We start from the raw sequence: 15,092 nt of genomic DNA, 5'->3' as shown, positions 1-15,092 counted from the left end.
CCCCCTCCTTCGTATCCCCTTTGATCACGGTACGACGGGGAAGGGGAGCCACGCCTCCCCCTGGCGGGGGATAGATCGGGTGCGGGGACCGTCCGGCGGGTGGGTCAGCAGCCGTTGAGGACGTTGACCAGGGCCGTCTTCTCCCCGGAGTCCATGCTCAGGGCCCAGTGCTGCTTCACCTGGACCCACATCCGCGCGTACGTACAGCGGTAGGCGGTGCGCGACGGCAGCCACTTGCCGGGGTCGAGGTCGCCCTTGGCCTGGTTGACGTTGTCGGTGACCGCTATGAGCTGGGGGCGGGTGAGGTCGTTGGCGAACTGCTGGCGCTTGGAGGTGGTCCAGGAGTTGGCGCCGGAGCGCCAGGCCTCGGCGAGCGGGACCATGTGGTCGATGTCGATGTCGGAGGCCGCGGTCCAGGTGGCCCCGTCGTACTCGGAGTACCAGCTGCCGCTCACGGCGGCGCAGGCGGAGTCCTGGACGACGTTCACTCCGTCCCGCTTGAGGACGGTCTCGCGGGTGTTGCAGGTGCCCGAGACGGTGCTCCAGTGCGGGAAGAGGTCACGGCTGTAACCGCTGGTGGAACCCTCGGCTTTGGGCGTGACCGTCGCGAGGTAGGAGCGGGCGGCCGAGGCGCTGATGGGGGTGGGCGGGGCGGCCTGGGCGGCGGGCGCGCTGACGAGGGAAGTCAGGGCCGCGAGCGCGGCGGCCGAGGCGAGCACGCCGATTCGACGCGCGTAGACAACAGAGCTGAGTGCCATGAGGGCTCCCTGGGTGCGGGGGGTACGGCCGTGAGGCCCCGGTGGGGCGTGGCCATGTTTGCGGCGCCGGGTTGCGCGGAGGTGGGCGCCAGATGACAGCCTGACGACATGAGCACGTCACATCAAGGCGTGCAAGGCCCCTTATTTAAGCGGAAGTTGAGATTCCGAACTGTTGGCGGCCGCCATGACGCGAGGCCCGCCGGGCGTTCTGGGTCAAGAGCCCATTCCGGACCCCCCCCCGGCGTCACCCAGCCGTCGCCCTCGCCCAACTCCCCGACAAGGCGCCCCTCGCCGGTCGTTGCCGCCGAAGGCGTACTCGCGCTGCTCCCGTACCGGCTTGAAGAAGAGCGATGGGGGTGGGGAGGTCAGGGCGCCTCAAGGCCTCCGGGCCGTCTTCCCGCTGTGCGGGGCGATCGCGGGCGGACCGTCCGCCGGGCACTCCTGGCACCAGAAGACGTCAGCCGCCCACCAATCGGTGGGCGGCTGACGTCATTTGGCGGCGTTCGAACGGAACTCGCCGAGCTGCAGGATGTGTGTGGCAGCCGGGGAGAGCGCTCGCACCCGCCTCAGGTTGCCCTGGTCGACCCCGGGCGACAGCGGTCGGCCACTGTGCTTCGTGGGCGGTCCATGCCCAGCCCCGGACGGATCGCAGTCGCTGTGCAGAGAGGAGTGCGTGGCGATCTCATGCGGCCTGTGCCCAGCCCCAGGCGGACCGCAGTCGCTATGCCGGGCGCAGCGTGTAGCGATCTGGTGCGTGCGGGAGCGGGCCGTCCCTCTCTGGCTGGACCCAGGGGGCATCTCTCGCCCGGTGCCGTTCTTTTGAGGGGCCGGCCCGAACCGGAGAGACGATGAGACTGACGGGAACCCCCCAGCACCTCGCGCTTCCGGCCGGTGTGGGCCCCCGTTCAGCCGCCCCCCTGAACCGTCTACGCCTCCGGCACCGACACCGACACGAGGATCGAGCCGTCCGGAGTCGATGTGACGCGCAAGGTCGTCAGGTCCGGGACGTGGACCGTGGGTGCGTGGGCGGCCGCGCGCGGGCCCACGCCGATCACGCGCATGCCTGCCGCCTGACCTGCCGCGATGCCCGCAGCGGAGTCCTCGAAGACAATGCAGTCGGCCGGGTCCACGCCCAGGGCGGCGGCGCCCTTCAGGAAGCCCTCGGGGTGGGGCTTGCTGGACTCGACGGACTCGGCGGTGACCCGTACGTCGGGCATCGGCAGGGCGGCGGCGGTCATCCGGGCCGTGGCCAGGGCCGCGTCGGCAGAGGTGACGAGGGCGTGCGCCAGGCCGTCGAGGGCGGCCATGAACTCCGGGGCGCCCGCGACCGGGACCACGCCGTCGGTGTCGGCGGTCTCGCGGGCGAGCATCACCGCGTTCTCGGCGCGGTTGACCTCCATCGGGCGGTCCGGGAGCAGTGCGGCCATGGTGGCGTAGCCCTGACGGCCGTGGACCACCTTGAGGGCTTCCTGCGGGTCCAGGCCGTGGGAGACAGCCCAGTCGCGCCAACAGCGCTCGACCACCGCATCGGAGTTGACGATGGTGCCGTCCATGTCCAGGAGCAGGGCCTTGGCGGTGAGGACGACGGGTGCGGTGGTGGCGGCGGTGCTGGCCGGCATCGGCGGGGCTCCAGACGGGCGGGAAAAGAGAACAAGTGGTTCCGCCCACCGGTCAGGGAGTGAGGGCGGAACCACTTTGTTCCTACACGATACAAAACGTGGGGCGGTTCGCGCCACCGCAGGAGGTGTGACCCCCGTCCCTCCAGTACCAGGCCGCCTCTTCCGCCCCGGGTTCGGCCCGGGTTCGGCCCGGGGGCGTCACACTCGCTCCCCGCCCCCACGGGCGTAAGGAACGACTTCGACGGCGCCCCTAACCCTCCAAGGCGCGCCGGGTCACGGGACCGTAGACGCCCCATTCCTCGTCGTCGATGCCGTTCTCGAACTGGAACGTCGACACCGCCCGTTCCACCCTCGAATCGAACTGGCCGTTGATCCTGCCGCGGTACAGGCCCTGATCGGCCAGCAGCCGCTGCAGCTTCTCCACGTCCGCGCCCGAGTCCCCGAACCGCAGGGTCGGGCCCTGCACCGGCGCCGAGGGCTTGGGGCTGGGGGAGCGGCTCGGGCTCGGTGACGCCACACCCGGTACCGGGGGTGCGGACGGCGGCGCCGCCACGCGCGGTATCGGCGGTACGGGCGGCGGGGACGCCGGGGCGTCCGGTGCGCCGAGGTCGGGCATCGTCACGTACGGACGGATGCGCAGGGGCATGGGGTCGATACCCGCACCCGGCGCACACCCGCAGCCGGCGCCGGATGCGCCGCAGTCCGGACAGTGTTTACCGCTCACTGGAATCCCTCCCTGGCCATTGCCTGCGATTATGCAGACCCGTCAAGGCCCCTCCCCACCGGCCCGAGAGGCCATAACCGGACACACCGCTCAGGATGGATATGTTGATCCGGCCTGAGGAGGAATCGATGGCGCAGGATGTGACCAAGAAGGCCGCGGACTCCGGTTCCGGCCCGCAGGTGTCCGGCCCCGCCGCCGAGCACGCCTCCCGCGAGGTGCTCGTCTCCATCGGCGCGTTGCTGCTGGGCCTGCTGATCGCGGCGCTCGACCAGACCATCGTCTCCACCGCCCTGCCGACCATCGTCAGCGACCTCGGCGGCATGGCCCATCTGTCCTGGGTCGTCACCGCCTACATGCTCGCCTCCACCGCGGCCACGCCGCTGTGGGGGAAGCTCGGCGACCAGTACGGGCGCAAGAAGCTCTTCCAGTACGCCATCGTCCTCTTCCTGATCGGGTCGGCCCTGTGCGGTATCGCCCAGAACATGCCCCAGCTCATCGGGTTCCGCGCCCTGCAGGGCCTGGGTGGCGGCGGTCTGATGGTGCTGTCGATGGCGATCGTCGGTGACATCGTCCCGCCTCGTGAACGCGGCAAGTACCAGGGCCTCTTCGGTGGCGTCTTCGGCGCGACCAGCGTGCTGGGCCCGCTGCTGGGCGGTCTGTTCGTGGACCACTTGTCGTGGCGTTGGGTCTTCTACATCAACCTCCCCATCGGGCTCGTCGCGCTCGTCGTCATCGCCGCCTCCCTGCACATCCCGGCGCGCTCCTCGAAGCACACCATCGACTACCTGGGCACCTTCCTCATCGCCTGCGTCGCCACCTGTCTCGTGCTCGTCGCATCGCTCGGCGGCACGTGGGGCTGGGGCTCCGCACGGATCATCGGTCTCGCCGTCCTCGGCGCCGTCCTCCTCCTCGTCTTCGTCTTCGTGGAGCGCAGGGCCGCCGAACCCGTCCTGCCGCTCGGACTGTTCCGCGTCCGCACCTTCACGCTCTGCTCGGTGATCAGCTTCGTCATCGGATTCGCGATGTTCGGCGCGATGGTCTACCTGCCGACCTTCCTCCAGGTCGTCCAGGGCGTGTCACCGACCATGTCCGGTGTCCACATGCTGCCGATGGTGCTCGGCATGCTGATCTCCTCGACCGCCTCCGGCCAGATCGTCAGCCGCACCGGCCGGTGGAAGGTCTTCCCGATCGCCGGCACCGCTGTCACCGCCGTCGGCCTGCTCCTCCTGCACCAGCTCCACCGCACCAGTTCCACCTGGGAGATGAGCGTCTACTTCTTCGTCTTCGGCGCCGGACTCGGCCTGGTCATGCAGGTGCTCGTCCTGGTGGTGCAGAACGCCGTCAGCTACGCCGACCTCGGCGTCGCCACCTCCGGTGCCACCTTCTTCCGCTCCATCGGCGCCTCCTTCGGCGTCGCGATCTTCGGCACGGTCTTCACCAACCAGCTCGACGACGAACTCACCTCGGCCTTCGCCGGGGTCACCCTGCCGCCCGGAGTCGGCCCGGCCCAGCTGGAAGCCGACCCCCGCTCCATCTCCGCGCTTCCCGCCGAGCTGCAACCGCGCGTGCTCGACGCCTACTCCACCGCCATCACCGACGTCTTCCTCTACGCGGTGCCGATCGTCCTCATCGCCTTCGTCGTCGCCTGGTTCCTCAAGGAGGACACGCTCCGCGGCTCGGTCACCGCGCCCGACGTGACCGAAACCCTGGCCTCCAACCCCGTCCAGCGCTCATCCCGCGACGAGGTCGCCCGCGCGCTGTCGGTGCTCGGTACCCGGGAGGGCCGGCGCCACGTGTACGAGAAGATCACCGAGAAGGCCGGCTACGACCTGCTGCCCGCCTCGAGCTGGCTGCTGCTGCGGATCAACAAGTACGGCTTCGCCGACCCCGCCCAGCTCGCCGAACGTACGAACGTGCCACTGAAGGTCATCACGGACGCCGCCCGCCAGGTCGAGGGGCGCGGCCTCGCCGTACGGGACGGGCTGCCGCTCGTCCTGACCGACGCGGGCCGGGAGAGCGCGGCGAAACTGTCCGCGGCCCGGGAGGAGTCCCTCGCCGAACTCCTCGGCGACTGGTGGGGTCCGGACCGCCCGACCGACCTGATCGCACTGGTCCGCGAGATCAATGCGGAGCTCTGCGGTTCCGACGCCGAGGAGCCGTACGACGCCGCCCCGCGGCGCGACCACGCCGCTCCCTAGCCGCGCCGTGCCGCTTCCCGGCCCCGCCGCGCATCGGCCACGCCGTCCGCCGGCGGCGCGGGGAAGGCCGGTGCCAAGGGCGGGACGTTCAGGCCGAGGGGGTCGCCAGCAGGCTCTTCTCGAACCAGTGCTCCGCATACGGGCCGGAGTTGTACGCCGGTATCTCCGCATACCCGTGCCGCGCGTACAGCGCCCGGGCTTCCACGAGGTCCGACCGGGTGTCCAGCCGGACGCGCTCGACGCCCATCTCGCGGCCCTGTGCCTCCAGGGCCGCGAGCAAGGCCGCCCCGCCTCCGGTTCCGCGGGCGCGCGGGTCGACGTACACCTTGGTGAGCTCGGCGGTGACGGGGTCGAGCCTGCGTATCCCCCCGCACGCCAGGGGCTCGCCGGCCCACCGGCCGACGACGAACCCGCCCGCCGGCGCCACCAGGCCGTCGTCCGGGAACTCAAGGAGCCCCTGGTCGATCTCGGACGCGGTGACCTGCCGGTTCCAGTAACGCCCGGCGACCTCCGCGTAGTACGCGCGGCGCAGGACGACGGCATCCGGTGTCGTGACGTGCTCGGGCACCACGGTCCACGAACCGGACCGCGGCAAGCCCGCGCCGGGCGCGATCGTGCCGCCGGTACGGCGCGCCCCGGTGCCGGCGGGGGGCACGGCCCTCGCGCTCTGTACACGCTGCTCGCTGTAAGTGTTCATGCGGCCATTGTGGGGTTCGCGCCGGAACTCCCGCGTGGAATATCCACAGCCCCGGACCGATGATAGGAACAAGAGAATCCGCGCACGTGGAGGGTGTGAACCGTCATGTCGGAGCATCCGGACTGTGCCCTGATCCGCCGCGGTTACGAGGCGTTCGGCAGGGGCGACATGGAGACGCTGAGCACGCTGATGACGGCCGACGTCATCCACCACGTGCCCGGCAGCAGCCCGCTGTCCGGGCACCACAAGGGGCGCGAAGCCGTCCTCGACCTCTACCGGCGGCTCGGCCAGGAGACGAACGGGACCTTCCAGGTCCACCTGGAGACGGTCCTCGCCGACGGTCGCGGGCACGTGATGACGTTCCACACGTCCCGCGGCGACCGCGGGGACCGCGGCATCGAGATCCGCGGCGGCCTCTTCTTCACGGTCATCGGCCACAAGATCACCGACATCGACGAGTGCACCGAGGACATCGACGAGATCGACGCCTTCTGGAGCTGACCGGTGCCGGACCGGACCTGAACGCGTCCGTCTGTCCGTCCGTCCGTCCGGGTATCGGCGGCCGGTTCTGCGCCGGTCGTGGTACCGCGCCCGAGGTCGGCCACACGCCCGGGTCCGGCCGCGTGCCCGAGGTCCCGCCCGGCGGCCCGAGGTCCGTGCCCCGGGCCCGGGCCGCCGCATGCCCCGTGCCCCGTGCCCCGGGCTCCGCTACGTGTACGTGTACGCGGACGGGCCCGGGGCCTGGACGTCAGGCCTGCTGCTTCGGCGCCGCCTGCTGCACGACCTCGAACGACCACACCGACGAACCCGAGGCCGCGGGCTTCGGACGCTCGCCGCCGCCCTCGCCGCCGCCCCCGCCCTGGTGAGCGGCCTTCATCGGCCCCTCCATCCACGCCTGGAAGTCCTCCTCCGAACGCCACCGCGTGTAGACGAGGTACTGGTCGGTGCCCTCCACGGGGCGCAGCAGCTCGAACCACTCGAAGCCGTCCGAGTTCTCCACGGTGCCCGCCCGCGAGGCGAAGCGCTTCTCCAGCACCTCCCGCTGCTCGGTCGGGACGGTGAGTGCGTTGATCTTTACCACGCTAGGCACATGACACCTCTCAGGAACACAGGCCGGGCCTCGGACCAGGCCTCGACGACGTGCCTGCAGTCTCCTACACCGGTCCGTCGAAGCGCCGTGAAGACGTCTCCGGGCGTTGTCGATCTTCGGGCTGTCCGGGCGGGCCGTCCGGGGCCTCCCGTGGGGGATATCGTCGTCCGGTAATCAAACGCGGTATGAAGCGCGGCAGCCAGGCGAAGTCGGGGTTGCGGTCAACAGGGCGGGAGGCCGGCGAGGCGTGGCGAACGCGGCGGAGCACAGTGGTGCGAACGGACATGCCGGGGACATAGGCGGTAGCGGCAGACTCGGGGCGGCCCGCCTCCTGCTGTGGGCGCTGGCGGGCGCGCTCGCCGTCAGACAGGCCGCCGCGGTACTGCGCGTGCCCCCCGGAGACTGGCTGAGCGGGTTCCATCTCCCCGGCAGTCTGCCCGGCTCCCTCTACGAGGCCGGAGCCGGCCAGTTCACCGGAACCCCCTTTGGGGGACTGGTCCTCAAGCCGCTGACCGGCTTCGCCGCACCGTCGCTGGAGGTCGCCTGGACCTGCGTGACACTGCTGTTCGTCGCCGCCATCGGGCTCGTCGCCGCGCGCGCTCTGCCCGACCCTGTGCCGCGGCGCACCGCGGTGCTGGCCGCGCCCGTGCTGACCGCGCTGATGATGGTCTCGCTGCCCGTCCGCGAGGCCGCGTCTCCCGGCCAGACCGCCGTCCTGCCGGTGCTGCTGGTGCTGCTGGCCGTCTTCCGGGTACCCGCCGACCGGCCCGCCGGGCTCCTGATCGGGCTCGCCGCCGCGCTCCAGCCGGCGCTGCTGCTCTTCGCCGCGCTGCTGTGGCTCTCCGGGCGCAGGCCCGCCGCCCGCGCCGCCGCCGTGACCTTCGCCGGCGCCACCGCGCTGTCCTGGGCGGCCCTGCCGCGCGACTCGTGGACGTACTGGTCCCAGCACCTCGCCGGCACCGGCCTCGGCGGCGCCCCCGACGGCCTCGCGAACCAGTCCGTGCACGGCGCGCTGCTGCGCCTCGGACTCACCGGCCCCGCCGAGATCGCGCTGTACGCCGTCCTCGCCGCCGTGGTCGTCTGGATCGGGCTGCGCCGCGCGGTCCGCTACGCCCGCGACGGGCAGCTGCTGCTCGCGGTCGCCATCACCGGGTGCGTGGCCGTCGCCGTGTCCCCGGTCGGCTGGCGCCACCAGCTGCTGTGGGTACTGCTCGCCGTCGCCGGCAAGGTCGGCACGCGTGCGGCGGACCGGCCCGTGTGGCCCGTGGCCGTGGTCCTCGCCCTGACGCTGCCGAGCGATGTGCTGCTGCCGAACCTGGCCGCCCTGGCCCCCGTACGGGACAACGTGCTGCTGCTCGCCGCGCTGGCCGCGGCCTGCGCCGTACCGTTCCTGCCGCGTACGGCGCCGCACTGGAGCGCACCCGTACCGACCGCGTACGGGCGTCCGGCGGCCGCCCGGTGGTCGTGGGTGCCGCTGCTGCCGTTCTGGCGCAGGGTGCTCTCCCGGCCGAACCTGCTGCTGGAGCTGCTGCTGATACGGGTCGGGTACTCGCTGTACTCGCACATCCGCGCCGCCGCGCCGACGAGCCGGTCGCTCGCCGAGGGGAACGCCGACCAGATCCACGGGATCGAGAAGGCGCTCGGCATCGACATCGAGCACGCCGTGAACCACGCCGTGGTGAACACGCCCTGGCTGGAGGCGTTCTTCAACTTTTACTACACCTCCTTCCACTTCGTCGTCCCGCTGGCGATCCTCGGCCTGCTGTACTGGCGCCGGCCCGGCGACTACCGGTGGGCGCGGGCCTCCCTGGGGCTGGCGACCGTGCTCGCGCTCGCGGGGTTCTGGCTGTACCCGCTCGCGCCGCCGCGGCTGATGCCCGCGCTCGGCTTCATCGACACCGTGCACGGGCCGCAGGACCTGGCGAACCCGTCGTACGGGGCCATGACCGCGATCTCCAACCAGTACGCGGCGATGCCCTCGCTGCACTTCGGGTGGTCGCTGTGGTGCGGCATCGTCATCGTGGTGCTGGCCCCGAAGGGCTGGCAGAAGCTGCTGGGTGCGCTGCACCCGCTGATCACGGCGTGCGCGATCGTCGCCACCGCGAACCACTGGGTGCTGGACGCGGTGGGCGGGGCGGTCGTGGTGGCCGCCGGATTCGGGCTCGTGTACGTGCTGTCCGGGCCGCGCGGGGCGGTCGCCTTGGCGGCGGGCGCGTCCGTGCCGAAGCCGCGCGGGGCGGCGGAGCTGGGAGTGCCGGTCGCTGCGCGGCGGCGCTGAGGGGCGGGGCGGCGCCGCCGTCGGCCGGCGGGGCGCCGTTCCCGGGGGCGCTGCCCCCGGACCCCCGCGCCTCAAACGCCGGCGGGGGTGGAAGCGGGCGGGGGCGGTCGGTGGTAGGGGTCAGCCGCGGGTTACCCGTAGTTCCTTGATGCCGTTCAGCCAGGCCGCGCGCAGGCGGCGCGGGTTCTCGCCGGTCAGGCGGAGGTCTGGGAGAGCGTCGGCCAGGGCGTTGAAGATCAGGTCGATCTCCATGACCGCCAGGGACTTGCCGAGGCAGAAGTGCGGGCCGCCGCCGCCGAAGCCGAGGTGGGGGTTCGGGTCGCGGGTGATGTCGAAGAGCTCCGGGTTCCGGAAGACCTCGGGGTCGTGGTTCGCGGAGGAGTAGAACATCCCGACCCGGTCGCCCGCCTTGATCTTCTGCCCGCCCAACTCGGTGTCCTGGGTGGCGGTGCGCTGGAAGGACACCACCGGCGTGGCCCAGCGCACGATCTCCTCCGCCGTCGTCGAGGGGCGGGTGGCCTTGTACAGCTCCCACTGCTCGGGGTGGGTCAGGAAGGCGTGCATGCCGTGGCTGATGGCGTTGCGCGTGGTCTCGTTGCCCGCGACGGCCAGCAGCAGCACGAAGAAGCCGAACTCGTCGGAGCCCAGGTTGCCCTGGCCCTCGGCCGCCACCAGCTGCGTGACGATGTCCTTGGCGGGGCACTCCTTGCGGGCGGCGGACAGGTTCATGGCGTAGCCGATGAGCTCCATGGCCGCGTTGGCGCCGACCTCTTCGGTGATCGCGTACTCGGGATCGTCGTAGGCGATCATCTTGTTCGACCAGTCGAAGATCCGGGAGCGGTCCTCCTGCGGTACGCCGATCAGCTCGGCGATGGCCTGGAGCGGGAGCTCGCACGCGACCTGGGTGACGAAGTCGAAGCTGCCGTCGGCCGAAGCGGCCACGGCCTCCTCGACGATCTGCCGGGCGCGGTCGCGCAGGGCCTCCTCCAGGCCGCGGACGGCCCGCGGGGTGAAGCCCCGCTGCACGATCTGGCGTACGCGCGTGTGCTCCGGCGGATCCATGTTCAGCATGATCAGGCGCTGGGCATCAATGGCATCACGCGGGATGTGCTCGTTGAAGCGGATGATCGCCGTGTTGGTGGTCGAGGAGTACAGCTCGGGGTGCGTGGACACGTACTTGACGTCCGCGTGCCGCGTCACGACCCAGTAGCCCTCGTCGTCGAAGCCGGTGATCCCCCGCCGCTGCGGACACCACCACACCGGTGCCGTCTGCCGCAGCTGGGCGAACTCCGGGAGCGGAACGCGGCTTTGGAGCAGGTCGGGGTCGGTGGCGTCGAAGCCTTCGGGCAGCGCGGGGCAGGACATCGGGCGACTCCAAAGTCTGACGGCCCATCAGATGTTGGCTTGAAGGTAGTAACGAGTTCCAGAAGTGACAAGGGTCGGCGCGCCAACTGTTGCGTGTGGAATCCGTGCAGGCCGCGTGCAAGACCCTTGCGTGGCGGGGCTCCTAGTCATAAGACTGCAGAGAGAACTAGAACGCGTACTAGTTCGGGCGGGGCGCCGGGACGGCCCGCCGCGCTGGCGCTGTGCAGGAGAGGACGAGCTCATGGCCGCGGAACCCGTCATCGTCGAAGCCGTACGCACCCCCATCGGCAAGCGCGGGGGCGCGCTCGCCAACCTCCATCCCGCCTACCTGCTCGGCGAGACCTACCGCGAACTCCTGGCACGGACCGGAATCCAGCCCGACTGCGTCGAGCAGATCGTCGGCGGCACCGTCACCCACGCCGGCGAGCAGTCGATGAACCCCGCCCGCAACGCCTGGCTCGCCATGGGGCTCCCGTACGAGACCGCCGCGACCACGGTGGACTGTCAGTGCGGCAGCTCCCAGCAGGCCAACCACATGGTCGCCAACATGATCTCCGGCGGCGTCATGGACATCGGCATCGCCTGCGGCGTCGAGGCCATGAGCCGGGTGCCGCTGGGATCGGGCTCCAAGCACGGCCCGGGCAAGCCCTTCCCGGACGAGTGGAACGTCGACCTCCCGAACCAGTTCGAGGCCGCCGAGCGGATCGCCCGCCACCGCGGCCTGAGCCGTGAGGACGTCGACCGGCTGGGGGTGCTCTCCCAGGAGCGGGCCGCGGCCGCCTGGGCGGAGGAGCGCTTCAAGCGCGAGACGTTCGCCGTGCAGGTGCCGACGACCGAGGAGGAGCAGGCCGCCGGGCAGGGCATGTGGCGGCTGGTCGACCGGGACGAGGGGCTGCGGGACACGAGCATGGAGGCGCTGGCCCGGCTCAAGCCGGTCATGCCGACCGCCGTGCACACCGCCGGGAACTCCTCGCAGATATCCGACGGGGCCGCCGCCGTGATGTGGGCCTCGCGCAAGATGGCCCGCGCCCTCAAGCTGCGGCCGCGCGCCCGGATCGTGGCCCAGACGCTCGTCGGCTCCGACCCGCACTTCCACCTCGACGGGCCGATCGACGCGACGCGCGCCGTGCTCGGCAAGGCCGGGATGTCGCTCAAGGACATCGACCTCGTGGAGATCAATGAGGCCTTCGCCTCCGTGGTCCTCAGCTGGGCCCAGGTCTTCGACCAGGACCTGGAGAAGGTCAACGTCAACGGCGGCGGCATCGCGCTCGGCCACCCCGTCGGCGCCACCGGCGCCCGGCTGATCACGACGGCGCTGCACGAGCTGGAGCGCCGCGACAAGGAGTTCGCGCTGATCACCATGTGCGCGGGAGGCGCGCTGGCGACCGGCACGATCATTCAGCGCCTGTGACCCCCGCGGGCGCGCACTGAACCCAGTGGGATGGGAAAGACGAAGGCCCCGGTGGCCGGACCTGGGGAGGTCGGCCGTCGGGGCCTTCTCATGAGTACAGCTCGTGCTGTTCGTGCTGTTCGTACAGTTCGTGTTGCTCGTGCTGTTTGGGCCGAGCGGGCTGTGGGTGCTGCTCGTGTCGAGCGTTCTGCCGCGTTCACTCCTGCTTCTACCGCTGGTGCGGGAGCAGGGACGGGTGGTGCTGGTGATGCTGTTTCGGTGTCTGCTGCCACGGGGATGCCAAGCCGGGTTCGGCTTAGTACCAGTGGTGCGACTGCCAGAAGTTCCAGGCGCCGACGGGGCTGCCGTAGCGGGAGTTCATGTAGTCCAGGCCCCACTTGATCTGGGTGGCCGGGTTGGTCTTCCAGTCGGAGCCCGCGGAGGACATCTTCGAGGCCGGCAGGGCCTGGACCAGGCCGTAGGCGCCCGAGGAGGAGTTCGTGGCGGTGTGGTTCCAGCCGCTCTCGCGGGACACGATGTTGTTGAACGCCGCGAACTGCGCGGGGTCCTTGATCATCTGCTGCGCGATCGCCTTGGCGTTCATCGGGGCGGCCTGCGCGGGGACCGTGGCGAGCATCGAGCCGGCGACACCCAGGGCGAGAACGGAGCCCACGAAGGTCTTCTTGGAAGCGGCGATGCGGCGGATGACGGTGTTGGACACGGAAAGCCTTTCGCAGGGGACAGGATCTGCCGCAGGCATGCCAGAGACATGCGTGAGCCACTCACGCGGTGGAGAGGGGTTCGTCGGCGGCGGGTGAACCACCCGTGCCGCCTTGCGACTCATCCAGTTCTACAGACGCCCCGACCCCCTGGCAACGAGGCCACTTACTAGCGCCCCTCGCAGTCGGTGCGGATCGGCCCCCCGGGGGCGGGACCCTCGTCCGTGCAGGTGGGGGGTCGTCCATAGGGGTCGATAAAGGGCCTTTAAGGGCTACTATCCCGGCTCGTATGTGACCTGGGTCCTGTGGGGCGGGTCACCGGCGATGGCCCTGAATCTCACGCTGCGCGACTGCCCGTACCCGTTTCAGGGGGTGGTGCAAATGGGACTAAACCCCTGAATCGAAGGAAACCGGGGCATCGAACGCCGCTTTACGAGTCGCCCGCCGCAGCGCCTTCAGCAGCGTGGCCCCCAGCGTCAGCGTCAGTACGACGGTCAGCGCGGCCCGGCCCAGGTCCCAGCCCAGCGAGGTCGCCAGGCAGTACGCGACGAAGCGCGCCAGGTTCGCCCCCACCGGGTCCCCGGGGTGGAAGGAGATGCCCTGCCCCATGCCCTGAAGGATCACCCAGCCCTGCAGGTTCATGATCGTGCCGTACGCGAACGAGCCCACGAAGCCGTACGCCGCCAGCATCAGCAGCTCCACCCGGCCCCGGATGCGCTCGGGGCCGGGCAGCAGTCCCGCGCCCAGCGAGAACCAGCCCAGCGCCAGCATCTGGAACGGCATCCACGGCCCGACCCCGCCGGTCAGCAGCGCGGACGCGAACATGGTCACCGAGCCGAGGACGAACCCGAAGCCCGGCCCGAGGACGCGGCCGCTGAGCACCATCAGGAAGAACATGGGCTCCAGGCCGGCGGTCCCCGCGCCCAGCGGTCTCAGAGCCGCCCCGACGGCCGCGAGCACGCCGAGCATCGCCACCGCCTTGGCGTCCATGCCGTTGTCCGCGATGGTCGCGACGACCACGGCGACCAGCAGGGGCAGCAGCACGGCGAAGAGCCACGGGGCGTCCTGCGAGTGCGCGAGGCCGGACTGCCGGTCGGCGAGGAGCGGCCAGCCGAAGGCGGCGATGCCGATGAGGGTGACCAGGACCAGCGCGGCCGCGGCCCGGGGGCCGATCCGTACGGGGCGGGTCGCGGTACGGCCCGCCGCGCGGCCGGCGGCGCGGCCCCCGGGGTGGCCTGAGGCGTGGCCCGAGGGGTGGCGGCTCACGGGGCCTCCGCCGAGTTGAGGGGGTCCCGGGTGGCGGAGTCCCGGGGGGAGGGGGCCCGGGTGGCGGGGGTCTGCGTGGCGGGGTCCCGGGTGGCGGGGCCGTCGGCGCCGAGGGCCCGGGCCACCTGGGTCACCGTGAGCCAGTGGCCCGGCGCCAGGATCTTGGCCACCTGGGGGGCGAAGGCCGGGGAGGACACGACGACCTCGGCGGTCGGCCCGTCGGCGACGATCTCGCCGCCGGCCAGGATGACCACCCGGTGCACCAGCTCGGCGGCGAGCTCCACGTCGTGGGTGGCCAGGACGATCGCGTGGCCCTCCGCCGCCAGGGCCCGCAGGATCTCGATCAGACGGGCCTTGGCGGCGTAGTCCAGGCCGCGGGTGGGCTCGTCGAGGAGCAGCAGCGCGGGGCGGCCGGTCAGCACCAGGGCCAGGGCGAGGGCCAGGCGCTGGCCCTCGGACAGGTCCCGGGGGTGCGTGTCGTCGGCGACGTCCGGGAGCAGGGCCGTGACCAGGTCCCGGCAGGTCCCGGGGGCCGCGCCCGCGTCGGAGTCCGCGGCGGCGCACTCGCCGGCGACGGTGTCGGCGTACAGGAGGTCGCGGGGCTCCTGAGGGACGAGGCCCACGCGCCGGACCATCTCCGGCGGCGGGGTGCGGTGCGGGGTGCGGCCGCCGACGGTGACGGAACCGGAGGCGGGGGCGACGGTGCCGACGAGGGCGGACAGGAGGGTGGACTTGCCGGCGCCGTTGCGGCCCATGAGGGCGATGACCTCGCCGGGGGCCACGGCGAGGTCGATGCCGTGCAGGACCTCCGCGCGGCCGCGCCGGACGGTGAGGTTCCTGGCGTCGGCCGGGCCTGTTCCGGTCCCTGGGCCGGGGGCTGCGGTGGTGGGGCCCGTACGCCGGAGCAGGCGCGCGAGCAGCCCGGGAGCTCCGCTGTCGGGTGCTCCGCCCCCGGACCCCCGCGCCTCAAACGCCGGCGGGGCTGGAT

The 15,092-nt window shown here is 71.6% G+C and carries 13 protein-coding genes; 4 read left to right on the top strand and 9 right to left on the bottom strand.

Going from position 1 to position 15,092, the window contains the following annotated elements:
• Positions 1-104: 104 nt before the first annotated feature.
• From OTB16_RS03830 to OTB16_RS03820, 3 genes are all read right to left on the bottom strand, one after another.
• Positions 105-758: an HNH endonuclease family protein gene (locus OTB16_RS03830; protein ID WP_267718424.1), complete on the bottom strand. Its 654-nt coding sequence runs from the start codon at positions 756-758 to the stop codon at positions 105-107.
• Positions 759-1,684: 926 nt separating this feature from the next.
• Entirely contained in the window at positions 1,685-2,377 is a 693-nt protein-coding gene (locus OTB16_RS03825) for an HAD-IA family hydrolase (protein WP_267718423.1), read from the bottom strand.
• Between the two features lie 250 nt (positions 2,378-2,627).
• Positions 2,628-3,023 carry a peptidoglycan-binding domain-containing protein gene (locus OTB16_RS03820; protein ID WP_267718422.1) on the bottom strand — a complete coding sequence of 132 codons (396 nt, stop codon included), beginning with the start codon at positions 3,021-3,023 and terminating at the stop codon, positions 2,628-2,630.
• A 206-nt stretch (positions 3,024-3,229) separates the two neighbouring features.
• Here OTB16_RS03820 and OTB16_RS03815 point away from each other — a divergent pair, with 206 nt between their 5' ends.
• Entirely contained in the window at positions 3,230-5,299 is a 2,070-nt protein-coding gene (locus OTB16_RS03815) for an MDR family MFS transporter (protein WP_267718421.1), read from the top strand.
• Positions 5,300-5,387: 88 nt separating this feature from the next.
• Here the strand turns inward: OTB16_RS03815 and OTB16_RS03810 are convergent, their stop codons facing one another.
• Positions 5,388-5,996, bottom strand: a complete 609-nt coding sequence (locus OTB16_RS03810) for a GNAT family N-acetyltransferase (RefSeq protein ID WP_267718420.1) — start codon at positions 5,994-5,996, stop codon at positions 5,388-5,390.
• Positions 5,997-6,101: 105 nt separating this feature from the next.
• Here OTB16_RS03810 and OTB16_RS03805 point away from each other — a divergent pair, with 105 nt between their 5' ends.
• Positions 6,102-6,497: a nuclear transport factor 2 family protein gene (locus OTB16_RS03805; RefSeq protein WP_267718419.1), complete on the top strand. Its 396-nt coding sequence runs from the start codon at positions 6,102-6,104 to the stop codon at positions 6,495-6,497.
• Between the two features lie 247 nt (positions 6,498-6,744).
• Here the strand turns inward: OTB16_RS03805 and OTB16_RS03800 are convergent, their stop codons facing one another.
• A complete protein-coding gene (locus OTB16_RS03800) occupies positions 6,745-7,086 on the bottom strand; it encodes an antibiotic biosynthesis monooxygenase family protein (RefSeq protein ID WP_267718418.1) in 342 nt (113 codons plus the stop codon).
• Between the two features lie 247 nt (positions 7,087-7,333).
• Here OTB16_RS03800 and OTB16_RS03795 point away from each other — a divergent pair, with 247 nt between their 5' ends.
• Positions 7,334-9,364 (top strand): bifunctional glycosyltransferase 87/phosphatase PAP2 family protein, encoded by a 2,031-nt coding sequence (locus OTB16_RS03795; protein ID WP_267718417.1) that lies wholly within the window; start codon positions 7,334-7,336, stop codon positions 9,362-9,364.
• 120 nt (positions 9,365-9,484) lie between these two features.
• On the opposite strand, the gene OTB16_RS03790 is transcribed toward OTB16_RS03795, so the two are convergent.
• Positions 9,485-10,729, bottom strand: a complete 1,245-nt coding sequence (locus OTB16_RS03790) for a cytochrome P450 (protein WP_267718416.1) — start codon at positions 10,727-10,729, stop codon at positions 9,485-9,487.
• A 241-nt stretch (positions 10,730-10,970) separates the two neighbouring features.
• Between OTB16_RS03790 and OTB16_RS03785 the strand changes: the two genes are divergently transcribed.
• Positions 10,971-12,140 (top strand): steroid 3-ketoacyl-CoA thiolase, encoded by a 1,170-nt coding sequence (locus OTB16_RS03785; RefSeq protein ID WP_267718415.1) that lies wholly within the window; start codon positions 10,971-10,973, stop codon positions 12,138-12,140.
• A 295-nt stretch (positions 12,141-12,435) separates the two neighbouring features.
• On the opposite strand, the gene OTB16_RS03780 is transcribed toward OTB16_RS03785, so the two are convergent.
• The 3 genes from OTB16_RS03780 to OTB16_RS03770 form a co-directional block, all read right to left on the bottom strand.
• Positions 12,436-12,840, bottom strand: a complete 405-nt coding sequence (locus OTB16_RS03780) for an aggregation-promoting factor C-terminal-like domain-containing protein (RefSeq protein WP_420717611.1) — start codon at positions 12,838-12,840, stop codon at positions 12,436-12,438.
• Positions 12,841-13,225: 385 nt separating this feature from the next.
• On the bottom strand, positions 13,226-14,011 hold the full coding sequence (locus OTB16_RS03775; RefSeq protein WP_267718785.1) for an ECF transporter S component: 786 nt from the start codon (positions 14,009-14,011) through the stop codon (positions 13,226-13,228).
• Positions 14,012-14,100: 89 nt separating this feature from the next.
• On the bottom strand, positions 14,101-15,092 hold a 992-nt coding region (locus OTB16_RS03770; protein WP_267718413.1), incomplete at its 5' end, for an ATP-binding cassette domain-containing protein.

This window comes from Streptomyces antarcticus, from assembly GCF_026627255.1.
GTDB classification, from domain to species: Bacteria; Actinomycetota; Actinomycetes; order Streptomycetales; family Streptomycetaceae; genus Streptomyces; species Streptomyces antarcticus.
The sequence above is the reverse complement of the archived record's forward strand: the minus strand, read 5'-3'. Positions and strand labels throughout refer to the sequence as shown.